This window comes from Geodermatophilus sp. URMC 63 (assembly GCF_053502565.1).
The window spans coordinates 2,925,442-2,947,975 of record NZ_CP199956.1; the positions used below are offsets into that span (position 1 = coordinate 2,925,442).

The 22,534-nt window shown below is 75.9% G+C and carries 20 protein-coding genes; 13 read left to right on the top strand and 7 right to left on the bottom strand.

What is annotated here, in order from left to right:
- Positions 1 to 17: 17 nt before the first annotated feature.
- Positions 18 to 2,273, bottom strand: a complete 2,256-nt coding sequence (locus tag ACWIZO_RS14435) for a putative bifunctional diguanylate cyclase/phosphodiesterase (RefSeq protein ID WP_448638355.1) — start codon at positions 2,271 to 2,273, stop codon at positions 18 to 20.
- Positions 2,274 to 2,597: 324 nt separating this feature from the next.
- Between ACWIZO_RS14435 and ACWIZO_RS14440 the strand changes: the two genes are divergently transcribed.
- From ACWIZO_RS14440 to ACWIZO_RS14480, 9 genes are all read left to right on the top strand, one after another.
- Entirely contained in the window at positions 2,598 to 4,526 is a 1,929-nt protein-coding gene (locus tag ACWIZO_RS14440) for a TIGR03960 family B12-binding radical SAM protein (protein ID WP_448638356.1), read from the top strand.
- Between the two features lie 38 nt (positions 4,527 to 4,564).
- Positions 4,565 to 5,293, top strand: coding sequence for a TIGR03936 family radical SAM-associated protein (locus ACWIZO_RS14445; RefSeq protein WP_448638357.1), 729 nt, complete (start codon positions 4,565 to 4,567; stop codon positions 5,291 to 5,293).
- Between the two features lie 311 nt (positions 5,294 to 5,604).
- On the top strand, positions 5,605 to 9,012 hold the full coding sequence (locus tag ACWIZO_RS14450) for an Rne/Rng family ribonuclease (protein WP_448638358.1): 3,408 nt from the start codon (positions 5,605 to 5,607) through the stop codon (positions 9,010 to 9,012).
- Positions 9,013 to 9,203: 191 nt separating this feature from the next.
- Positions 9,204 to 9,515 (top strand): 50S ribosomal protein L21, encoded by a 312-nt coding sequence (gene rplU / locus ACWIZO_RS14455; RefSeq protein ID WP_110007164.1) that lies wholly within the window; start codon positions 9,204 to 9,206, stop codon positions 9,513 to 9,515.
- 7 nt (positions 9,516 to 9,522) lie between these two features.
- Positions 9,523 to 9,780, top strand: coding sequence for a 50S ribosomal protein L27 (rpmA, locus tag ACWIZO_RS14460; RefSeq protein WP_448638359.1), 258 nt, complete (start codon positions 9,523 to 9,525; stop codon positions 9,778 to 9,780).
- A 99-nt stretch (positions 9,781 to 9,879) separates the two neighbouring features.
- On the top strand, positions 9,880 to 11,397 hold the full coding sequence (obgE, locus tag ACWIZO_RS14465; protein WP_448638360.1) for a GTPase ObgE: 1,518 nt from the start codon (positions 9,880 to 9,882) through the stop codon (positions 11,395 to 11,397).
- Positions 11,394 to 12,515, top strand: coding sequence for a glutamate 5-kinase (gene proB / locus ACWIZO_RS14470; protein WP_448638361.1), 1,122 nt, complete (start codon positions 11,394 to 11,396; stop codon positions 12,513 to 12,515). The genes obgE and proB overlap by 4 nt, the downstream gene beginning before the upstream one ends.
- Positions 12,516 to 12,528: 13 nt before the next feature.
- Positions 12,529 to 13,011: a peptide deformylase gene (gene def / locus ACWIZO_RS14475; RefSeq protein WP_448638362.1), complete on the top strand. Its 483-nt coding sequence runs from the start codon at positions 12,529 to 12,531 to the stop codon at positions 13,009 to 13,011.
- Positions 13,012 to 13,027: 16 nt separating this feature from the next.
- Positions 13,028 to 13,807, top strand: coding sequence for an isocitrate lyase/PEP mutase family protein (locus tag ACWIZO_RS14480; protein WP_448638363.1), 780 nt, complete (start codon positions 13,028 to 13,030; stop codon positions 13,805 to 13,807).
- A 75-nt stretch (positions 13,808 to 13,882) separates the two neighbouring features.
- On the opposite strand, the gene ACWIZO_RS14485 is transcribed toward ACWIZO_RS14480, so the two are convergent.
- Both ACWIZO_RS14485 and ACWIZO_RS14490 read right to left on the bottom strand, forming a co-directional pair.
- A complete protein-coding gene (locus ACWIZO_RS14485) occupies positions 13,883 to 14,185 on the bottom strand; it encodes a hypothetical protein (RefSeq protein ID WP_448638364.1) in 303 nt (100 codons plus the stop codon).
- Positions 14,182 to 14,838 carry a maleylpyruvate isomerase family mycothiol-dependent enzyme gene (locus ACWIZO_RS14490; RefSeq protein ID WP_448638365.1) on the bottom strand — a complete coding sequence of 219 codons (657 nt, stop codon included), beginning with the start codon at positions 14,836 to 14,838 and terminating at the stop codon, positions 14,182 to 14,184. The genes ACWIZO_RS14485 and ACWIZO_RS14490 overlap by 4 nt, the downstream gene beginning before the upstream one ends.
- Before the next feature lie 74 nt (positions 14,839 to 14,912).
- On the opposite strand from ACWIZO_RS14490, the gene ACWIZO_RS14495 reads away from it, so the two are divergent.
- Positions 14,913 to 15,359: a MarR family winged helix-turn-helix transcriptional regulator gene (locus ACWIZO_RS14495; RefSeq protein WP_448638366.1), complete on the top strand. Its 447-nt coding sequence runs from the start codon at positions 14,913 to 14,915 to the stop codon at positions 15,357 to 15,359.
- On the opposite strand, the gene ACWIZO_RS14500 is transcribed toward ACWIZO_RS14495, so the two are convergent.
- The 4 genes from ACWIZO_RS14500 to ACWIZO_RS14515 are packed head-to-tail and all read right to left on the bottom strand — an operon-like array spanning position 15,350 to position 18,534.
- The gene (locus ACWIZO_RS14500) at positions 15,350 to 15,763 is read right to left on the bottom strand and encodes a Fur family transcriptional regulator (protein ID WP_448638367.1); all 414 of its coding nucleotides are present in this window, start codon (positions 15,761 to 15,763) and stop codon (positions 15,350 to 15,352) included. The genes ACWIZO_RS14495 and ACWIZO_RS14500 overlap by 10 nt on opposite strands.
- Complete coding sequence (locus ACWIZO_RS14505) at positions 15,760 to 16,770, bottom strand: metal ABC transporter permease (protein ID WP_448638368.1); 1,011 nt, start codon at positions 16,768 to 16,770, stop codon at positions 15,760 to 15,762. The genes ACWIZO_RS14500 and ACWIZO_RS14505 overlap by 4 nt, the downstream gene beginning before the upstream one ends.
- 1 nt (position 16,771) lies before the next feature.
- Complete coding sequence (locus tag ACWIZO_RS14510; RefSeq protein ID WP_448638369.1) at positions 16,772 to 17,596, bottom strand: metal ABC transporter ATP-binding protein; 825 nt, start codon at positions 17,594 to 17,596, stop codon at positions 16,772 to 16,774.
- Entirely contained in the window at positions 17,593 to 18,534 is a 942-nt protein-coding gene (locus ACWIZO_RS14515; protein ID WP_448638370.1) for a metal ABC transporter substrate-binding protein, read from the bottom strand. Before ACWIZO_RS14515 ends, ACWIZO_RS14510 begins: the two co-directional genes overlap by 4 nt.
- Positions 18,535 to 18,599: 65 nt before the next feature.
- Between ACWIZO_RS14515 and ACWIZO_RS14520 the strand changes: the two genes are divergently transcribed.
- The 3 genes from ACWIZO_RS14520 to ACWIZO_RS14530 are packed head-to-tail and all read left to right on the top strand — an operon-like array spanning position 18,600 to position 22,194.
- Entirely contained in the window at positions 18,600 to 19,853 is a 1,254-nt protein-coding gene (locus ACWIZO_RS14520) for a glutamate-5-semialdehyde dehydrogenase (protein ID WP_448638371.1), read from the top strand.
- A gap of 29 nt (positions 19,854 to 19,882) precedes the next feature.
- Positions 19,883 to 20,761 carry an AAA family ATPase gene (locus tag ACWIZO_RS14525; RefSeq protein WP_448638372.1) on the top strand — a complete coding sequence of 293 codons (879 nt, stop codon included), beginning with the start codon at positions 19,883 to 19,885 and terminating at the stop codon, positions 20,759 to 20,761.
- Positions 20,761 to 22,194: a vWA domain-containing protein gene (locus tag ACWIZO_RS14530; RefSeq protein ID WP_448638373.1), complete on the top strand. Its 1,434-nt coding sequence runs from the start codon at positions 20,761 to 20,763 to the stop codon at positions 22,192 to 22,194. Before ACWIZO_RS14525 ends, ACWIZO_RS14530 begins: the two co-directional genes overlap by 1 nt.
- Positions 22,195 to 22,534 lie beyond the last annotated feature (340 nt).

Sequence of the window (22,534 nt, forward strand, 5' to 3'; positions counted from 1 at the left end):
GGACGCGGGGTCCTTCATCAGGCGACCGCGGCGGGCAGGGGCCGGCCGCCGCGCAGCAGCTCCTCGACGGTGGCGGCCGGCACCGGGGAGCCGAACAGGTGGCCCTGCGCGGCGTCGCAGCCGAGCGTGCGCAGCGCGGCCAGCTGCCCGGGTTCCTCGACGCCCTCGGCGACGACCTGCAGCCCGAGGCTGGCGCCCAGGGCGATGACCACGTCGGCCAGGGAGCCGGCCGCGGCGCCGGCGGCCAGCAGCGCCACCGACGACGCGTCGATCTTCAACCGGTCCAGCGGCAGGTCCTGCAGCCGGGACAGCGACGAGGACCCGGTGCCGAAGTCGTCGATGGCGACGTGCACGCCGAGCGCCCGGACGTCGCGGATGCCGGTGGCGGCGTCGGGCCCGGCGGCCACGGCCTCGGGCACCTCGATCTCCAGCCGGGCGGGGTCGACGCCGGCGTCCCGGGTGGCGGCGGCGAGGGTGACGGCGAGGTCGCCGGTGGTCAGCCGGCGGGCCGAGACGTTGACCGCCATGCGCAGCGCGGGCAGGCCGGCGTCGTCCCAGGCACGCAGCTGCCCGCAGGCCTGGGCGATCACCCAGTCGTCGATGGCGTCGATGACGCCGGTGGCCTCCGCGACCGGGATGAAGCCGGCCGGCTCGACCAGCCCGCGGCTGGCCGACTGCCACCGCGCCAGCGCCTCGACGCCGGTCACCGTCCCCGAGTGCAGGTCGACCTGCGGCTGGTAGAGCACCCGCAGCTCCCCGTTGCCGACGGCGGCCCGCAGGTCGCGCACCAGCTCGTCCTGCGCGGCGGCCTCCTCGCGCATGCCCCGCTCGTACACCCGGACCCGGTTCTTGCCGCCGGACTTGGCCACGTACATCGCCAGGTCGGCGTCGCGCAGCAGGGCGTCCATGGCGCGGGCGTCCGCGGGGTCGGTGAACGCGACCCCCACGCTGCCGCTGACGGTGAACCGCGCGTCACCGAAGGCGATCGGCTCCTGCAGCGTCCGGAGCAGCCGCTCGGCGACGGCGACCACGTCGCGGCGGCCCTCGACGTCCTCCATGAGCAGGACGAACTCGTCGCCGCCGAGCCGGGCCACGGTGTCGGCCGGGCGCACGCAGGACTCCAGCCGCCGCGCGACCGCGGTGAGCACGGCGTCGCCGGCCTCGTGCCCGCACACGTCGTTGACGGCCTTGAAGTCGTCGAGGTCGAGCAACAGGACGGCGTGCCGGCGGACGCGGCGGTCGGCGAGGGCGTGCTCGAGCCGGTCCTGCATGAGCGCCCGGTTGGCCAGCCCGGTGAGCGGGTCGTGCAGGGCCATCCGGGCCAGCTCACGGGCCTGCTCCTCGAGCTGGCGGGCCGTCGTGCGGGCCTCGGCCTCGGCGCGCTTGCGCCCGGTGATGTCGCGGGCGATCCCGGCCACCTCGGTGACGGTGCCGTCCTCGGCGCAGATGGCGGAGTAGGTGACCAGGGCGTCGAACTCCGTGCCGTCGCGCCGCCGCTGCCGCCGCTCCACCGAGGTGCCGCTGCCGGCCAGGGCGGTCAGGTCGGCGGCCGACTCGTCGCCGGCCCGCAGCACGGATACGTGCCGGCCGATGACGTCGTCGGCCGGCCAGCCGTAGAGCCGCGTGGCGCCGGGGTTCCAGCTGGTGATCCGCCCGTCGGGGGTGACGGTGGCGACGGCGTCGTCGGTGGACTGGACGACGGCGGCCAGCCGGGCCAGCTGGTCGCGCTGCGCGCGCAGCTCGCCGGTGCGCTCGGCGACCAGCTGCTCGACCCGCTCCCGCCGGTCGTCGAACCGGCGCCAGGCCACGAGGCAGGCCCAGCTCTCCAGCAGCACGAACGCCGCGTGCAGGGAGGCCATGGGCAGCGGCGCCACGTCGTGGGCGAACACCGTGTGCGGGAGCAGGGTGCCGAGCAGGAAGTGGTGCACGCCCACGAAGCCGACGGCGAGCAGGAACGGCGCCCGCGCGGCGTACAGGGCGGCCAGCGGGAGCAGGGCGAAGAAGAGGAAGTGCGCCTCGGTCGCCCCGCCGGACAGCTGCACGCCGAGCGCCGCGGCGGTCATGAGCGCGAGCGCGGCGGCCGCGGCCCGGGTGCTGCGGCGCAGGAGCGTCGTCCGCGCGAGCAGGGTCAGCCCCAGCAGGGGAGCGGTGCACAGGGCCGCCGCCAGCGGGCCGGAGCCGCGCAGCAGCGCGTAGACGGGGACGGCCACCACCAGCACGGTCAGCGCGCGCAGGACGACGCCGTGGTGGGCCGCCCACTGCTCGGGGGGCATCGCCCGGCCCCGGGGCAGGGGCAGTGCCGCCCGGCCCCGGGGCAGGGGCAGTGCCGCCCGGCGGCGGGGCGGTGCCGCCCGGCGGCGGGACAGGAGGAGCGGGAGTGGGCCTCGGGGTGGGGAGCCGGCGGCGCCCGCGTCCCCCCGGAGCGCGGCGTCGCCCGGAGGGGTGGCGTCCTCCGGCACGGTCCTGGTCGAGGCGCGCTCGGGCATGCTCCCCCTGAGACGATCCTGCTGGTGACCCTCAGTGTACGGGCGTGCACGTACAGGTGCTGGTTGGCGCGAGCGTCCGGAGCCCGGCGTGGCGTCTACCCTGGACCGGTCATGTCTGGACAGAGCCTCTACCCCCGTCTCGAGCCGCTGCTGGCCCAGGTGCAGAAGCCGATCCAGTACGTCGGCGGCGAGCTGAACGCGCAGGTCAAGGCGTGGGACGACGTCGCCGTGCACTGGGCGCTCATGTACCCCGACGCCTACGAGGTGGGGCTGCCCAACCAGGGGCTGATGATCCTGTACGAGGTGCTCAACGAGCGCCCCGACGCCCTCGCCGAGCGCACCTACGCCGTCTGGCCCGACCTGGCCGCCCTCATGCGCGAGCACGGCGTGGGCCAGTTCACCGTCGACGCCCACCGCGCCGTCGGCGAGTTCGACCTGCTCGGCGTCAGCTTCGCCACCGAGCTCGGCTACACCAACCTGCTCGAGGCGCTCGACCTCGCCGGCGTCCCGCTGCACGCGGCCGACCGCGACGAGTCACACCCGGTCGTGGTGGCCGGCGGGCACGCCGCGTTCAACCCCGAGCCGGTCGCCGACTTCGTCGACTGCGCCGTCCTCGGCGACGGCGAGCAGGTGGTCGGCGACGTCACCGACGTCGTCGCGGCGTGGAAGGAGCAGGGCCGCCCCGGGGGCCGGCTCGAGCTGCTGGCCCGACTGGCGCGGGTGGACGGCGTCTACGTGCCGCGCTTCTACGCCGTCTCCTACGGCCCCGACGGCGGCATCGCGTCGGTCACCCGCACCCGGGACGACGTCCCCGCGCGGGTCGGCAAGCGCACCGTCATGGATCTCGACGAGTGGCCCTACCCGAAGACGCCGCTGGTGCCGCTCGCCGAGAGCGTGCACGAGCGGATGAGCGTGGAGATCTTCCGCGGCTGCACCCGCGGCTGCCGGTTCTGCCAGGCCGGCATGATCACCCGGCCGGTGCGGGAGCGGACGATCACCGGCATCGGCTCGATGGTCGACCAGGGGCTGCGCGCCACCGGCTACGAGGAGGTCGGGCTGCTGTCGCTGTCCTCGGCCGACCACTCCGAGATCGGCCAGGTGGCCAAGGAGCTCGCCGACCGCTACGAGGGCACCAACACCGGCCTGTCGCTGCCGAGCACCCGGGTGGACGCCTTCAACGTCACCCTCGCCAACGAGCTCTCGCGCAACGGGCGCCGGTCGGGGCTGACCTTCGCCCCCGAGGGCGGCAGCGAGCGGATCCGTCGGGTGATCAACAAGACCGTGTCCAAGGAGGACCTGGTCCGCACGGTCACCACCGCCTACGCCAACGGCTGGCAGCAGGTGAAGCTCTACTTCATGTGCGGGCTCCCGACCGAGACCGACGAGGACGTGCTGGAGATCGCCGACCTCGCCGTCGAGGTCATCCGCGCGGGCCGGGAGGCCAGCGGCCGCAAGGACATCCGCTGCACCGTCTCGATCGGCGGGTTCGTGCCCAAGCCGCACACGCCGTTCCAGTGGGCCGGGCAGGCCAGTGCCGAGACCATCGACCACCGGTTGAGGGTGCTGCGGCAGGCCGTCAACGCCGACCGGCGGATCGGCCGTTCGATCGGGCTGCGGTACCACGACGGCAAGCCCGGCGTGATCGAGGGGCTGCTCTCCCGCGGCGACCGCCGGGTCGGCCGGGTGATCGAGCGGGTCTGGCGCGAGGGCGGCCGGTTCGACGGCTGGAGCGAGCACTTCTCCTACGAGCGCTGGACGCAGGCGGCCGCCGAGGAGCTCGCCCCGTTCGGGGTGGACCTCGACTGGTTCACCACCCGCGAGCGCGGCCAGGACGAGGTCCTGCCCTGGGACCACCTGGACTCCGGGCTGGACAAGGAGTGGCTCTGGGACGACTGGCAGGACGCGCTCTCCGAGGAGGAGGTCGCCGACTGCCGGTGGACCCCCTGCTACGACTGCGGCGTCTGCCCGACCAACGGCACCGAGATCCAGATCGGCCCCACCGGGCGCAGCCTGCTGCCCCTCACCGTCGTCGGTCGCTAGTGGCGCGCCAGCCCGAGGGGCCGCCCCCGCCGCCCACCGTGCAGAAACTGCGGCTGCGCTACGCCAAGCGCGGCCCGCTGCGCTTCGCCTCGCACCGCGACCTCGCGCGGACGCTGGAGCGGGCGCTGCGCCGCGCGCAGGTGCCGATGGCGTTCTCCGCCGGGTTCAGCCCGCACCCGAAGATCAGCTACGTCGGCGCCGCCCCGACCGGGGCGGCCAGCGAGGCCGAGTACGTCGAGATCGGCCTGGCGCAGCGGCGGGACCCGGAGCAAGTGCGGGCCGCGCTGGACGCCTCGCTGCCCGCCGGCGTCGACGTCCTCGAGTGCGTGGAGGCCGCCGAGGGCGGCGGCTCGCTGGCCGACCGGATCGACGCCGCGCAGTGGCGGATCGAGCTGCCCGGCGTCGAGCCCGGCGCCCTCACCGCGGCGCTCGAGCACCTCCTCGCCCGCGAGGAGGTGCTCGTGGCCAAGCGCACCAAGAACGGCCTGCGCGACGTCGATGCGCGCGGCCCGGTGGCCTCCGCGTCCGCGGGCGGGGAGGCAGGTTGTGCCATACTGCACGTGGTCGTCCGGCAGGTGACGCCCGCCGTTCGACCCGACGACGTGGTGGCCGCTCTCGCTGCCGTCGCCGACCTGCGCCCGCCGTCGCCCCCACGGGCCGTGCGTGAGGCGCAGGGCCGGCTCGACGGCAGCGGGACCGTGGCCGATCCGCTCGGTCCCGACCGAGCGGCGAGCGCCCGCTGCCAGGGGGCGCACGCCGCGGTCTGACCGGCGAGCCCGGGCGCCCCTGCGCCGTCGAGCGGCACGGCTGCCAGACGTGCCGCGCCCGACCGGCACGACCCGAGACCACTGCACCACCTGAGGACCACTGCACCACCTGAGGACCGCTGCACCACCGCACCACCTGCAGTCCGGCCCCGGCCGCGGCGACCGCCGCCCGGGACCGACCCGAAGACTTCGCAGGCCGGGCTCACCGCCGCACCCCGTGCGGTCGCCCGGCCCGCCCAACCCGTGCTCCTGCGCGGCCGCCCGTCCTCCCGGACCGGCGCCCGGGAGCACCACACAGGAGGCGAGCCCTCGTGGCCGACCAGGACAGCGACACCACCGCGGACGAGACCGCGACCGACGACACGACCGGGACGGGCACCGCCGCGAGCGGCAGCCCGGTCCCCGCCCCGGCGGAGGACACCCCGGACACCGACACCCCCGTGACCGACACCCCGCCGGTGGTCGACACCCCGCCGGCCGAGGCCGCGGAGGCGGCCACCGTGGACGAGGCGCCGGTCATCGATGCGCCCGTCGCCGAGGCGCCCGAGGCCGAGGCGCCCGAGGCCGCGGTGCCCGTGGCCGCGGTACCCGAGGCCGAGCCCGAGGACGAGCCGGTCATCTCGCCCTTCGGCGCCCAGTTCAGCTCCCCCGAGCCCACCGCCGTCATCGCCCGCCCCCGGCGGCGCGCCACCCGGCCGGCCGGCGCGGCCGATCCCGGTTTCTCCGCTCCGCCTCCGCCGCCGGTCGCCCCCGCGATCCCGGCGTTCGTCAGCTTCGTGGCCCCCGCCGAGCCCGAGGTGCCGTCGGCCCCCCGCCGCCGCAGCCGCCGGCCGCTGCCGGAGTCCCCGGACGTGGACGACGCCGCCGCCCCGGTCGAGGAGGCCGAGGACACCCCCGCGCCGCGCTCGCGCCGGAGCCGGTCGCGCCGCCGCGGTGCGGACGACGACGCCGCAACCCCGGCCGCCGACGAGCGGGACACCGCGGCGGTCACCGACGCCGACGCCGAGGACACCGGCGACGACACCGACCGTGACGACACCGACCGTGACGACGTCGACCGTGACGACACCGACCGTGACGACACCGACCGTGACGACACCGACCGTGAGGACGGCGCCGCGGGCAGCCGCCGCCGTCGCCGGGGCCGACGTGGCCGTGGCCGCGGGCGCAACGGCGAGGACGCCGCCGAGGACGGCGAGACCGAGGACGACGACGAGCGCGCCGACGCGCAGGCCGACGAGGACGCCCCGGACGAGGACACCGAGGACGAGGACACCGACGCCGACGAGACGGCCGAGGGCGAGGAGGCCGAGGGCGGCTCGAGCACCCGCCGGCGCCGTCGCCGCCGCCGCCGCGGCGGGGAGTCCGGTGCCGAGGCCGCGACCGACGACGACGACCGTCCCGAGCGGGCCGGCCGGACCGGCCGCACCACCAGCGACGACGACGTCCGCGGCGTCACCGGGTCCACCCGGCTGGAGGCCAAGCGCCAGCGCCGCCGCGAGGGCCGCGACACCGGCCGCCGCCGCGCGCCGATCCTCACCGAGGCGGAGTTCCTCGCCCGCCGGGAGGCCGTCGAGCGCCGCATGGTCATCCGGCAGCGCGGCGAGCGCACGCAGATCGCCGTCCTGGAGGACGGCGTCCTCGTCGAGCACTACGTCACCCAGGCGCAGGCGACGTCGTTCGCCGGCAACGTCTACCTCGGCCGCGTGCAGAACGTGCTGCCCAGCATGGAGGCGGCGTTCGTCGACATCGGCAAGGGCCGCAACGCCGTCCTCTACGCCGGCGAGGTCAACTGGGACGCCGCGGGCCTCTCGGGCAAGCAGCGCTCGATCGAGCAGGCGCTCAAGTCCGGCGACAAGGTGCTCGTGCAGGTCACCAAGGACCCGATCGGCCACAAGGGCGCCCGGCTGACCCAGCAGGTGAACCTGCCCGGCCGCTTCCTGGTCTACGTGCCCGGCGGCTCGATGACCGGCATCAGCCGCAAGCTGCCCGACACCGAGCGGCAGCGGCTCAAGGACGTCCTGAAGAAGATCGTCCCCGAGGACGCCGGCGTGATCATCCGGACCGCCGCGGAGGGCGCCTCGGAGGAGGAGCTCACCCGCGACGTCGCCCGGCTGCAGGCGCAGTGGGAGGTCATCTCGACCAAGGCGTCCTCGTCGAACAACGCACCGACGCTCCTCTACGGCGAGCCCGACCTGGCCATCCGCGTGATCCGCGACGTCTTCAACGAGGACTTCGGCGAGCTCGTCGTCCAGGGCGACGACGCCTGGGACACCGTCGAGGCCTACGTCGCGCACGTGTCGCCGGAGCTGTCCGGGCGGCTGACCCGGCACACCGGCGAGGGCGACGTCTTCCGCGACCTGCGCATCGACGAGCAGCTGGCCAAGGCGCTCGACCGCAAGGTGTGGCTGCCCTCGGGCGGCTCGCTGGTCATCGACCGCACCGAGGCGATGACCGTGGTCGACGTCAACACCGGCAAGTTCACCGGCTCCGGCGGCAACCTCGAGCAGACCGTCACGCGCAACAACATGGAGGCGGCCGAGGAGATCGTCCGCCAGCTCCGGCTGCGCGACATCGGCGGCATCATCGTCATCGACTTCATCGACATGGTGCTGGAGAGCAACCGCGACCTGGTGCTGCGGCGGCTCACCGAGTGCCTGGGCCGCGACCGCACCAAGCACCAGGTCGCCGAGGTCACCTCGCTGGGCCTGGTGCAGATGACCCGCAAGCGCGTCGGCCAGGGCCTGCTCGAGGTGTTCTCCGAACCGTGCGAGCACTGCCGCGGCCGGGGCGTGGTCGTGCACACCGAACCGGTCGACGAGCGCCGCCGCGGCGGCAACGGCTCCGGCGGCTCCGGCGGCTCCGGCGGCTCCGGCAGCTCGGGCAACGCGGGCGGGTCGGGCGGCAACGGCGGCCGGCGCGACCAGAACCGCAAGGAGTCCGAGCGTCGGGAGCCCGTGGCCGAGGTGGCCGCGCCCTCCGGTGGGGACGCCGCAGGTGACGGCAGTGGGACCGACGCGGCCGAGGGCGAGGGCCAGCGCTCGGGCGGCCGCCGCCGCGGGCGCCGCAACCGCGGCCAGTCCGGTGAGGAGCGCGCCGCCGAGGACGCCGCCGTGCTCGCCGCCGCGTCAGGGGCCGTCGAGGACACGGCCGTCGAGGACACGGACCCCGAGGACGCGGACGTCGAGGACGCGGACGTCGAGGACGCTGTTGCCGCGGACGTCGACGACGTGATCGCCGAGGTGACCGCCCAGCTGGGTGCCGAGGTGCCCGGTGCCGGGGTGCCCGGTGCCGAGGTGGCTGAGCCGCAGGCCGCGGAGCCGCAGGGCACGGAGCCGGGTGGCCCCGTGCCGGCCACCGCGGGGCCGGAGCCGGTCACGGCCGGGCCGGAGCCGGTGATCGAGGAGCCCACGGCGGCCCAGCTGGTGGCCGACCCGGTCGTGCCCGAGCCCGTGGCCGACCCGGTCGTGCCACAGCCCGTCGCCACCGTGGTGCCCGCGACCCAGCCGGTGACCCAGCCGCCCGCCGAGGCGTCCCGCACGGACCAGGACGACGCGGACGAGGACGTCCCCGCGGGTGCCGGTCCCGACGACCCGGCTCCCTCGACCGACCCGCAGGCACCCGGTGCCGTCTCCGGTGACGGTGCGGCGGCCACCGTCGGAGGGCGCCCGCGCCGCCGTCGCGCCGCCAGCCGCCCGGCGGGTCCGCCCGCCTCCTAGCCCCGTCCGGGCGCCGGGGCCGCGTTCGACCCGCTCCCGGCCGCTCGGGTACGCTGGTCGGGTTGCACCGCCCCGGTTCGGGCCCTGCCCGGGGCCGGGGAGGCGGTGCGGCCCGTCCAGCACCCGGTGCCCGCGCCGGGGTGCGTGCCGGACGCAGCGCGGGGCAGACAGCAGCGATCGAGGAGTCAGTGGTGTACGCAGTCGTCAAGGCCGGTGGCCGCCAGCACAAGGTGGCCGTGGGCGACCGGTTCACGGTCAACCGTCTCGCCGGTGAGGCGGGCGACACCGTCACCCTCCCGGCCCTGCTCCTGGTCGACGGCGAGACCGTGACCAGCGACGCGCAGGCGCTCGCGGGCGTGACCGTGACCGGCGAGATCGTCGGCCACGGCAAGGGCCCGAAGATCCGCATCCACAAGTTCAAGAACAAGACGGGTTACCACAAGCGGCAGGGGCACCGTCAGCCGCTGACCGACGTGGTCGTCCGCGACATCACGAAGGGCTGACGACGACATGGCACACAAGAAGGGCGCCTCGTCCTCCCGCAACGGCCGCGACTCGAACGCGCAGCGCCTCGGCGTGAAGCGCTTCGGCGGTCAGGTCGTCAAGGCCGGCGAGATCATCGTCCGCCAGCGCGGCACCCACTTCCACCCGGGTCTGGGTGTCGGCCGTGGCAACGACGACACGCTGTTCGCCCTGGCGCCCGGTGCGGTCACCTTCGGCACCCGCCGCGGCCGCAAGACGGTGTCGATCACCACGGTCGACGCCTGAGCCCGTCGGGCTCCCACACACGCACGCCACACGAGCGCACGGGCCGGCCGGCCCGTGCGCTCGTCGGCGTTGAGCAGGCAGTGAGCAGGTAGAGCAGAGATGGCCGCGTTCGTCGACCGCGTCGTCGTGCACGTCGCCGCGGGCAACGGCGGTCACGGCGTGTCGTCCGTGCACCGCGAGAAGTACAAGCCCCTCGGCGGCCCCGACGGCGGCAACGGCGGGGACGGCGGCGACGTCGTCCTCGAGGTGGACCCCAGCGTCCACACCCTCCTGGACTTCCACCACCACCCGCACCAGAAGGCCGGCAACGGCCGCCCCGGCGCCGGCAGCAACCGGCACGGCGCCCGCGGCGAGGAGCGCGTCCTGCGCGTGCCCGCGGGCACGGTGGTGAGCACCCCCGACGGCCGGGTCATCGCCGACCTCGTCGGCGCGGGCACCCGCGTGGTGCTGGCCTCCGGCGGCAAGGGCGGCCTGGGCAACGCCGCGCTGGCCAACCCCCGCCGCAAGGCGCCGGGCTTCGCGCTGCTCGGGGAGCCCGGCGAGGCCTTCGACGCGGTGCTGGAGCTCAAGAGCGTCGCCGACGTCGGCCTGGTCGGCTTCCCCTCGGCCGGCAAGTCCTCGCTCATCGCGGCCATGTCGGCGGCCCGGCCCAAGATCGCCGACTACCCGTTCACCACGCTGGTGCCCAACCTCGGCGTCGTCCAGGCCGGCGACGTCGTCTTCACCATGGCCGACGTCCCCGGGCTGATCCCCGGCGCCTCGGCCGGCAAGGGGCTGGGCCTGCAGTTCCTCCGCCACGTCGAGCGCTGCGCGGTGCTGGTGCACGTCGTCGACATGGCCACGCTCGAGCCCGGCCGCGACCCCGAGACCGACATCGACGCCCTCACGCACGAGCTGGCCCGGTACTCCGAGAGCGCGGCCGGCGGCGAGGAGCTGGACCTGGTCGGCCGGCTGCGCTTCGCCGTCCTCAACAAGATCGACGTACCGGACGGCCGGGAGCTGGTCGACCTCGTGCGGCCGGCGCTGGAGGACCGCGGGCTGCAGGTGTTCCCCGTCAGCGCCGCGACGGGGGAGGGCCTGACCGCGCTCGGGTACGCGCTGGCGGCCGCCGTCGCCGAGTACCGCGCGTCGCTGCCCTCGCCCGAGGCCGCCCGCGTCACCCTCACGCCCCGCGCGGTCGACGACTCCGGGTTCACGGTCACCCGGGACCCCGACGACGAGGAGACCTTCGTCGTCCGCGGGGTCAAGCCCGAGCGCTGGGTGCGCCAGACCGACTTCACCAACGACGAGGCCGTCGGCTACCTCGCCGACCGGCTCAACCGCCTCGGCGTCGAGGAGGAGCTGCTCCGGCAGGGCGCGCAGGAGGGCGACACCGTCGTCATCGGCGACGTCGCCTTCGACTTCCAGCCCACCCTGCCCGCCGGCACCCCGATCGCCGAGGAGACCGCCGGCCTCGGCGGCCGCGGCACCGACAGCCGCATCGACGCCCCGCACCGGGTGCGCGCCGCCGAGCGGCTGGCGGCCAAGAAGGCCCGCCGGGTGCCCTACGAACTCACCGAGACCTGGACCGACGACGACCTGACCGACGAGGAGCTGCCCGCGGGGGACGACGCGTGAGCGCCCGCGCGGAGATCGCCGGCGCCGGCCGGGTGGTGGTCAAGGTCGGCTCCTCGTCGCTGACCACGCTGCCCGGCGGCCTCGACGCCGCCCGGCTGACCGCGCTGGTCGACGTGCTGGCCGCGGTGCGCGCGCAGGGCCGCGAGGTGGTGCTGGTGTCCTCCGGTGCGATCGCCGCGGGCCTGGCCCCCCTCGGCGTCGAGGGCCGCCCGCGGGACCTCGCCACCGCGCAGGCGGCGGCCAGCGTCGGCCAGCTGCGGCTGGTGCAGACCTACGCCGACGCCTTCGACCGGCACGGCATCACCGTGGGCCAGGTGCTCCTGACCGCCGACGACCTCACCCGCCGCAGCCACTACCGCAACGCCCGCCAGACGCTGCAGCGGCTGCTCACCCTCGGCGCGCTGCCGATCGTCAACGAGAACGACACGGTCGCCACCGAGGAGATCCGCTTCGGCGACAACGACCGGCTCGCCGCGCTGGTCGCCCACGTCGCCCGGGCCGACGCGCTGCTGCTGCTCTCCGACGTCGACGGCGTCTACGACGGCGACCCGCGCCGGGGGCCCGCCCGGATGCTGGACACCGTGCGCGACCCCGCCGACCTCGGTGAGATCAGCCTGGGCACCGCCCGGCGCAACGGCGTGGGCACCGGCGGCATGGCCACCAAGGTCGAGGCCGCGCTGATCGCGGCGCACGCCGGCGTCCCCGTCGTCGTCACCTCCACCGCGCAGGCGGCCGCCGCGCTGGCCGGCGAGACCGTGGGCACCTGCTTCGCCGTCATGGGCCCCCGGCCGCGCACCCGGCAGTTCTGGCTGCGCTTCGCCACCCGCCCGCGCGGCCGGCTGGTGCTCGACGACGGCGCCGTCCGGGCGCTGCGCGAGCGCGGCGCCTCCCTGCTGGCCGCCGGGATCACCGGCGTGGCGGGGGAGTTCCTCGCCGACGACCCGGTGGAGCTCGTCGGGCCGGACGGGGTCGTGGTGGCCCGGGGTCTGGTCGCCTACGACGCCCGGGAGCTGCCGCCCCTGCTCGGCCGCCGGACCGGCGAGCTGGACCCGGAGTACCAGCGGGAGATCGTGCACCGCGACGAGATGGTGCTGGTGAGGCGCCCGTCCCTGGGCTGAGAGACTGCACGGCGTGACGATCCGCCCCATCCGCGAACTCGGAGACCCGGTCCTGCGCACCCCCGCCGACGCGGTGCGCGCGTTCGACCGGGAACTGGCCGCCCTCGTGCGCGACCTGGTGGAGACCGTCGACCACCCCGGCCGGGCCGGCCTGGCCGCGCCGCAGATCGGCGTCGGCGCGCGGGTGTTCTCCTACAACGTCGACGGCGTCATCGGGCACGTGGTCAACCCGACGCTCACCGAGCTGTCCGAGGAGACCCAGGACGGCGACGAGGGCTGCCTGTCGGTGCCCGGGCTGTGGGCGCCCACCGTGCGGGCGATGCACGCCGTCGTCGAGGGGTTCGACGTCCACGGGGAGCCGATCCGGGTCGAGGGCAGCGGGCTCATGGCGCGCTGCCTGCAGCACGAGGTCGACCACCTCGACGGCAAGGTCTTCCTCGACCGGCTCACCGGCGAGGCCCGCAAGACCGCTCTGCGCGCCCTGCGCGACCGCTGAGCCGTACGGTTCCGGCGTGACCGACCTCGCCACCCGCGCCCGCACCCTCCTCGACCTGCACACCGCCCCGGAGATCCTCGTCCTGACCAACGTGTGGGACGTCGTCTCCGCCCAGGTGGTCGCCGCCACCGACGGCGTCCGCGCCCTGGCCACCGCCAGCCACGGCATCGCCTCGACCTTCGGCTACGAGGACGGCGAGAACATCCCGCTCGACCTGCACCTGGACATGGTCGGCCGGATCGCCGCCGCGGTGGACCTGCCGGTGAGCATGGACATGGAGGCCGGCTACGGCGACGCCGGCGAGACCGCCCGGCGGGCCATCGAGAAGGGCGTCGTCGGCGGCAACCTCGAGGACCAGATGAAGCCGCTGGACGACGCCGTCGCCGCGGTGGAGGCCGTGCTGCGCGCCGGCCGCGACGCCGGCGTCGACTTCGTGCTCAACGCGCGCACCGACGCCTTCGTCCGCGCCGGTGACGCCGACCGCGGCGAGGTGCTCGCCGAGGCGGTCCGCCGCGGGCGGGCCTACCTCGAGGCCGGGGCGCCGGTCGTGTTCGTGCCCGGCGTGGTGGCCCGCGAGGAGGTCGAGGCGCTGGTCGAGGGCCTCGGCCGCGGCAAGCTGACGCTGATCAGCGTCCCCGGCGCCTCGCTGCCCGCGCGGGAGATGCAGGAGCTCGGCGTCGCCCGGGTCTCCACCGGCCCGTTCACCCAGCGGGTCGCGCTGACCGCGCTGCAGGACGCCGTCGTGGAGATGGTCGGCGGCGGCACCCTGCCGGCCGGCACCCGCGCGCTCAACTGACGAAGGACCCCCTCGCCCCCCGCTCCTCGCAGGCTCGGAGCGGGACCCCTGCGAGGGGGCCGTTCCAGCACGTCCCTACACGGCGACGCCGGCGCGCGGGAGCAGCAGGCCGCGGACCTCGAACTCGGTGACCTCCGACGCCGGCGCCTGCCCGCCCAGGACCTCGGCGACCACCGGCCCGACGACCTCCCGGGTCCCGCGCTCGAACTGCTCGCGCGACTCCCACACCTCGATCACCTGGACCCCCTCGGCGGTCTGCCGGGCCAGGTGCAGCAGCAGGCCGTCGACGTCCGTCCCGGTCCGCCGGAGCAGCGCCGCGTGCACGGCGTCGTAGGTCTCCACCGGTGCGGCCACGTCGAACACCACGCCCAGGGTCATGTCGTCCTCCTCGATCCCTCCCGGCGGCCCTCCGCCGCCGACAGCCGTCGTACGCCCGCACCGGAGAGCCGGTGCACCGTGGCGGTGCGGCCGGTGACCAGCAGCAGCAGGTCGCCGGTGGTGCCCTCGACCGGGGCGCCCTCCCCGAGCACCAGGGGGCCGTCGATGGCCCGGAGCTGCAGGCCGGCCAGCCGCGTGCGGGCCCGGAACGGGAAGCCCAGCTCCCAGGCCCGCCGCGCCGCTGCCGCCGCAGGCACCGGTGGCACCGGACGCTCCCGCCCCAGCGGGACGGCGATGTCCTGGCCGTGGACGAGGACGTCGATCAGCGGCTCCAGCGGGCTGATGAACGGCGCCCGCCGCCGCGAGCCGACCATCGCCCGGAGCCGGCGGCTGCACTCCTCCGGCGGCAGCGGGCCCATGCGCAGCGCCGAGTCCCGGATCATCCGGTCGAAGCTGCCCCGCGCCCGGACGGCGGCCACCGTCGCGTCCCACACCCCCATGTGCGCCTGCGTCAGGTGGGCGGCCACGTCGCGCACCCGCCAGCCGGCGCACAGCGACGGCGCCTCCCACTCGGCGGGGGAGAGGTCGTCGACGAGATCGGCCAGGGCCGCCCGCTCGGAGTCGGTGCAGCGCCAGACGTCCTCGAGGTCCACGGCGACCTCCCCCTGAGTTGGTACGATGATCTGACCATCTAGTCAGAAGACCTGACCATCGTCAAGGGGGTCGTGTGGCCGAGCCGGACGGCGAGCGCCAGAACCTCGGGCTGCTGTGCTTCTACCCGCACCGCGCCATGGAGGCCCGGCTCCTGGCGGCGCTGGCCGAGGCGGGGTTCGACGACATCACCCTCGCCCAGGGCCGGATCGCCGCCCGGATCGGCCCACCGGGCACCCGGTTGACCGACCTGGCCGCGCAGGCCCTGGTCACCAAGCAGACCGCCGGCCACCTCGTCGACCAGCTCGAGCGCGCCGGCTACGTGCGCCGCGTGCCCGACCCCAGCGACGCCCGGGCCCGGCTGGTGCAGATGGCCCCGCGCGGGCTGGAGGTGGTGGCGATCGCCCGCCGGGTCGAGACCGAGGTGGAGGCGGAGTGGACCGCACACCTGGGGGAGGAGGCGGCCGCGCAGCTGCGGGCGGCCCTCACCCGGCTGCGCGAGATCACCGACCCCTACCGCTGAACGGCGGCGCAGGCCGCGCAGGTGCCGAAGACCTCGAGCTGGTGCTGGACGTCGGCGAAGCCGTGCTCGGCGGCCACCCGGGCCGCCCAGCGCTCCACCGGCGGGTCGGCCACCTCCACCGTGCGGCCGCAGGAGCGGCAGACCAGGTGGTGGTGGTGCACCGGCGAGCAGCGCCGGTAGGCGGCCTCGCCGACCTCGCTGCGCAGGACGTCGACCAGGCCGTCGTCGACGAGGGCCTGCAGCGCCCGGTAGACGGTGGCCAGGCCGACGGCGTCGCCGCGCTCGCGCAGCAGCGCGTGCAGCTCCTGGGCGGTGCGGAAGCCGTCGAGCTCGTCGAGCAGCGCCAGCACCGCCGTCCGCTGGCGGGTCTGCCGGCGGGCCGGGACCTCGGCCGGGGTGCTCACGGGCGCTCCGTCGTCACGGGGTGTCCGGTGTGCTCGTCGTAGTGCACGCCGGTGCCGGTCCGGTGCGGTGCGTGCAGGTGGCCGTCGTGGTCGTAGTCCACGTGGTCGTCGTGCGGCACGGTCCGGTGCCCGCAGTTCTCGCCGTGCTCGTGCGGGTGGGCGGCGTGCACCTGCACCCGGCGGCCGTGCCGCCGCCGCGCGGTCGCCTCGCGCGCGGCCACGACCGTGGTGACGAGGAGGAACAGCGCGATGGCCAGCAGCACGATCGTGCCGCCCGAGGGCGTGCCGGTGTAGTAGGAGGCCGCGGTGCCCGAGACGCTGACCACCACGCCGATCGCGCAGGCCAGGTACAGGGTCCGGCGGAAGCTGCGGCCCACCAGCTGCGCGACGGCGCTGGGCAGGATCATCAGCGCGCTGATCAGCAGCAGGCCCACGACCCGCATCGACAGGACGACGGTCGCGGCGACCAGCGCGGCGAGCACCACGTTGAGCGGCAGCACCGGCAGGCCGACGGCGCGGGCGTACTCCTCGTCGTCGCTGACGGCGTAGAGCCGCGAGCCGAGCAGCCACACGACCGCCACCACGACCCCCGTGATGACGGCGAAGACCGCCACGTCGGCCGCCGTCGTCGTGGTGATCGCGCCGAAGAGGTAGGCGTCGAGGTTGGTGGCCTGCCCGCGGGGCGCGAGCGACAGCAGCACCACGCCGCTGGCGATGCCGCCGTAGAAGAGGACGGCGAGGGCGACGTCGCCGCTGGTGCGCCCGCGGGCGCGGACCAGCTCGATGAGCACCGCGCCGAGCACGGCGGCCACCAGCGCCGTCCCCACCGGGGCGGTGGAGGTGAGGATCCCGATCGCGATGCCGGTCAGCGCGACGTGGCCGAGCCCGTCGCCGAGCAGCGACAGCCGACGCTGCACGAGGAAGACCCCGACCGCGGGCGCGGCCAGGCCGACCATCAGCGAGGCCAGCAGCGCCCGCTGCATGAAGCCGTACTGCAGCAGTTCCACGTCAGCGGCTCCCGTCGCGCACGCGGACGGCGTCGGGCGCCGGGCGCGGCTGGTCGAGGCGGTACCCGGGGACGGCCGGTCCCTCGTCCTCGCCGGGGTGGTGGTGCCCGCCGGTGCCGGCGAGGGTCTCGGCGCCGGCGAGCGGGCCGTCGTAGACGAGGCGGCCGGAGTCGACGACCACCGCGCGGGGGAGGACGCCGGCGAGCGGACCGGTCTCGTGGGTCACGACGAGGAGTGTCGTCCCGGCCGCCGACACCCCGGCCAGCACCGAGGCCAGCGCCTCCTGGCTGGCCGCGTCGACACCGGCGGTCGGCTCGTCCATGACCAGCAGCTCCGGCTCGGCGGCGAGAGCACGGGCGACGAGCACCCGGCGCTGCTGGCCCCCCGACAGCGACGCCACCGGGTCCTCCAGCCGGTCGGCGAGGCCGACGGCGGCGGCCGCGTCGGCGACGGCGGCCCGGTCGCGCGCGCCGAGCCGGCGGAACAGCCCCAGCCGCGCCAGCCGGCCGACGCCGACCACCTCGCGCACGGTGGCCGGCATGGCGCCGCTGATCGTGTGCCGCTGCGGCACGTAACCGACCCGGCCGCGCTCGCGCAGCCGGCCCACCGGGGCGCCGAGCACCTCGACGGTGCCGTCGAGGACGGTGGCCAGGCCGAGCAGCCCGCGGGAGAGGGTGGTCTTGCCCGACCCGTTGGCGCCGAGCACGGCGACCGCCTCGCCGCGGCGGACGGTCAGGTCGGCGTCCCGGACGATCGCGACGTCGCCGTAGCCGATGGTCGCGCGCTGCAGCCGCAGCGCCGTGTCGTCGGTCCCGCGGCCGGTCACGAGCAGGCCTGGCCCGCCCGCAACGTCGCCAGGTCGGCGCGCATGACCTCGAGGTAGTCCGACCCGGCCGACTCGTCGGTCAGGCCCTCGACCGGGTCGAGGACGGCGGTCTGCACCCCGGCCTCCCGGGCCACGGTCTCGGCGACGGCGGGGTCGGCGAGGGTCTCGGTGTAGACGGTGGTCACGCCCCGCTCGCGGACCAGCGCGGAGATCTCGGCGAGCTGGGCGGCGCTGGGCTCCGCGGACGGGCTCAGGCCGGTGACGCCGACCACCTCCAGACCGTAGCGGTCGGCGAGGTACCCGAAGGCGTCGTGGCCGGTGACCACCGTGCGGACGGCGCAGTCGGCCAGGCCCTGCTCCATCTCGGCGTCGAGCGCCTCGAGGTCGCTGCGCAGCGCGGCGGCGTTCTGCTCGTAGGTGGCCGCGCCGTCGGGGTCGACCTCGCCCAGCCGGTCGGCCAGGGCGTCGCCGACGTCGGCCAGCCGGGTCGGGTCCAGCCAGAAGTGCGGGTCCGCGGCGTCCCCGTCCCCGTGGCCGTCCCCGTGGTCGTCGGCGTGCTCGTCCCCGTGCTCGTCCGCGGCCGGCGTCAGGTCGGCGGCCTGCCCGGCGTCCCAGGCAGCGTCCCCGGCCTCGGCGGCGGCGTCGTCGAGCGCGGGCTGGAACCCCTCGAGGTAGACGAGCAGGTCGGTCTCGCTCAGCGCGGCGACGTCCTGCGGGGTCAGCTCCAGGTCGTGCGGCTCGGCGCCGGGCGGGGTCAGGGAGGTGACGTCGACGCGGTCGCCGCCGACCCGCTCGGCGGCCCACTGCAGCGGGTAGAAGGCGGCGACGACGTCGACGCCGTCGGCCGCCCGCGCACCACCGCCGGAGGACCCGCAGCCGGCGAGCAGGAGCGCGGACGCGGTGGTGAGAGCGGCGGTCCGCCGGGCGCTGGTGCTCATGAGAACCATTCTCACACAGTCCGCGACGTGCTCGGCGCCAGAGGTCGGCGCGTACCCTGCGGTGCGTGTCCGACGTCGTCGAGCTCCCGCTGATCGGGGCCGCCGCCGCGCGTGCCCGCACCGCCTCCCGCGTGCTGCGCACGCTGCCCACCGACGTCAAGGACGCCGCGCTCACCGCGATGGCCGACGCGCTGGTCGAGCGCACCGACGAGGTGCTGGCCGCCAACGCGCTCGACGTGCGGGCCGCCGAGGCCGACGGGACACCGGCGTCGGTGGTCGACCGGCTGCGCCTGGACGCCGGGCGGGTGGCCGGGGTGGCCGCCGCGCTGCGCGAGCTGGTCGCGCTGCCGGACCCGGTCGGCGACGTCGTCCGCGGCTCCCGGCTGCCCAACGGGCTGGAGCTGCGCCAGGTCCGGGTGCCCTTCGGCGTGGTCGGCATCGTCTACGAGGCCCGGCCCAACGTGACCGTCGACGCCGCGGGCCTGTGCCTCAAGAGCGGCAACGCGGCGCTGCTGCGCGGCTCGGCGTCGGCCTACCGCACCAACGCCGCGCTGGTCGCCGTCCTGGCCGAGGCCGGGGCCAAGACCGGGTTGCCGGAGGGCTCGGTCGAGCTGCTGCCCGCCGAGCGCGCCTCGGTGGGCGAGCTGCTGTCGGCCCGCGGGCACGTCGACCTGGTGATCCCGCGCGGCGGCGCCTCGCTCATCCAGCGCGTCGTCCGCGAGGCCCAGGTGCCGGTGATCGAGACCGGCGTCGGCAACTGCCACGTCTACGTCGACGCCTCCGCCGACGCCGCGATGGCCGAGGCGGTCGCGCTCAACTCCAAGACCCACCGGGTCAGCGTCTGCAACTCCGCCGAGACGCTGCTCGTGCACCGCGACGTGCCGTTCCTGCCGCGGCTGCTCACCGCCCTGGCCGACGCCGGGGTGACGCTGCACGGCGACGACACCGCCCGCGCCGCGCACGACGCCGTCGTCCCGGCCACCGACGAGGACTGGGCCACCGAGTACCTGTCGATGGACATGGCCGTGCGCGTCGTCGACGACCTGCCGGCCGCGCTGGACCACATCGCGCGGTGGGGGAGCGGGCACAGCGAGGCCATCGTGGCCGACTCCGCGACCGCGATCGCCGCGTTCACCGCCGGCGTCGACGCCGCCGCCGTCCTGGTCAACGCCTCCACCCGGTTCACCGACGGCGGCGAGTTCGGCTTCGGCGCCGAGATCGGCATCTCCACCCAGAAGCTGCACGCGCGCGGGCCGCTGGGCCTGCCGGAGCTGACCAGCACCACCTACGTCGTCACGGGCAGCGGCCACACCCGCTGACCCGCCCCGCCGTCCTCGCAAGGAGCCGCATGCCCCGCCCGCCGTCGCAGCTGCCCCAGTTCTCCTCGGTCGCCGACGTCGGCAAGCGGCTGGCCACCGCCGGGTACCTGCCCGACGCCCAGATCGCGACGACGGTCTTCCTCGCCGACCGGCTGGGCAAGCCGCTGCTGGTCGAGGGGCCGGCCGGCACCGGCAAGACCGAGCTGGCCAAGGCGCTGGCGGCCGCGACCGGGTCGGAGCTGATCCGGCTGCAGTGCTACGAGGGCCTCGACGAGGCACGGGCGCTCTACGAGTGGAACTACAAGAAGCAGCTGCTGCGCATCCAGGCCGCCGACGGCGCCGACTGGTCCACCGTGCACGACGACGTCTTCGGCGAGGAGTTCCTGCTCTCCCGCCCGCTGCTGACCGCGATCCGGCGCACCGAGCCGACCGTGCTGCTCATCGACGAGACCGACAAGGCCGACGTCGAGGTCGAGGGGCTGCTGCTCGAGGTGCTCAGCGACTTCCAGGTGACCATCCCCGAGCTCGGCACGATCACCGCGACCCGCCGTCCCACGGTGGTGCTGACGTCCAACGCCACCCGTGAGCTGTCCGAGGCGCTCAAGCGGCGCTGCCTGTACCTGTCGCTGGACTACCCCTCCGCCGAGCGGGAGCGGGAGATCGTGCTCTCCCGGGTGCCCGACCTCGCGCCGGGGCTGGCCGAGCAGCTGGTGCGCACCATCCGGGCGCTGCGGGCGATGGAGCTGAAGAAGTCGCCGTCGATCTCCGAGACCCTCGACTGGGCGCAGACCCTGCTCGAGCTGGGCCTGGACACCCTCGACGAGAACGCGGTGCGCTCGACGCTGGGCGTGGTGCTCAAGCACGCCAGCGACCAGGACCGCGCCGCGGCCGAGCTGCGGCTCAACTGATGACCGCGCCGTCGATCGCCCACGGCGGGCTGGCCGGCCACCTCGACGGGTTCGTGCGGGCGGTGCGCGAGGCCGGCATCCCGGTGGGGATCAGCCAGGCCGTCGACGCCGCGGAGATCCTCACCGTCGTCGACCTGCTTGACCGCGAGCAGCTGCGACACGGGCTGGCCGCGGTGCTGCTGCAGCGGGCCTCGCAGCGCCCGGCCTACGACGTGCTGTTCGACCTGTGGTGGCCGCTGTCGGACCGGCCGGCGGCCGCGCCGTCCGACGCCGACGGGGAGCCCGGGGACGACGGCCTGACCCTGGACCTGCCCGACGGCTCGGGGGACGGCGACGAGCGGGACCTCGCCGAGCGGATGCGCGCGGAGCTGGCCCGGCTGCTGCTCGACGGCGACGACGAGGCGGTGCGCCGCCTCGCCCGGCAGGCGGTCGAGCAGCTGGGCCGCGCCCCGGCCTCGCCCTCGGGGCAGTCCTACTTCGGCTACCGGGTGATGCGGGCGCTGTCGCCGGACACGCTGGTCGCGCAGCTGCTGGCCGGCCTGCTCGGGGACTCCGGCCGCGGCGGCCTGGCCGAGCAGGTGGCCCGGCAGACGGTGCGCGAGCGGCTGGCCGCCTTCCGGGCCGCGGTGGACGCCGAGGTGCGCCGCCGGGCGGCGGCCGAGCGCGGTCGCGAGCGGGTGGCCAAGAGCGCGGTGCGGCCGCTGGCCGAGCAGGTCGACTTCCTGCGGGCACAGCAGGCCGACCTCGCCGAGCTGCGGCGGACGGTGGCACCGCTGGCCCGCCGGCTGGCCGCCCGGCTCTCGGCGCGGCGGCGGATGGGGCGGGTCGGGCGGCTGGACTTCCGCCGCACCGTCCGGGCCTCCCTCGGCACCGGCGGGGTGCCGGTGGTGACGCACCATCGGCCGCGCAAGGTGCACAAGCCGGAGCTGGTGGTGCTCTGCGACGTGAGCGGGTCGGTGGCCGGGTTCAGCCACTTCACGCTGATGCTGACCCAGGCGCTGCGCGAGCACTTCTCCGGCGTCCGGGCGTTCGCCTTCGTCGACTCGACCGACGAGGTGACCCGCTTCTTCCGGCCCGGCGCCGACGTCTCCGACGCCGTGGCGCGGATCGGCCGCGAGGCCGACGTCGTGGCCTTCGACGGGCACAGCGACTACGGCAACGCGTTCGAGGTCTTCGCCGACCGCTGGCCGACGGCGGTCGGGCCCAAGACGTCGCTGCTGGTCCTCGGCGACGGGCGGACCAACTACCGCCAGCCGGGGCTGCCGGTGCTCGCCGACCTGGTGCGCCGCGCCCGCTCGGCGCACTGGCTCAACCCCGAGCCGCGGCGGCTGTGGGGCAGCGGTGACTCCGCGGCCGACCGCTACGGCGAGGTCGTCGACATGGTCGAGTGCCGCAACGCCACGCAGCTGGCCGAGTTCGTCACCACGCTCTGAGCCGCCCGACCCGGTGCCGCCCTCCGGCCGCCTGACGCTGTCCGGGGCGCCGACGCCGGCGACACGCCCGTGGCCCACTTCCCGGCCGGCGGGCGTATCCGGTGCCGCCCCACCTCGTTGACCAGCACGGACCCGGTCGCGCCCGGGCCCGGCCCGGCGTCCTCCGGGCGGGGCAGCGCGCGCGTGAGCGACCGACGGCACGGGGGTGCCGGTCGCGACCGGCCGGGGTCCCGGTGGCCGGGTGCGGCGACGACCTGCACCCGGCCACCTGACCGGCCGGTCACCGGGGTGCCGGCCGCCCCGGCGTCGGCGGTCGCCGGCCGGGACCCCGGCGTCGCTG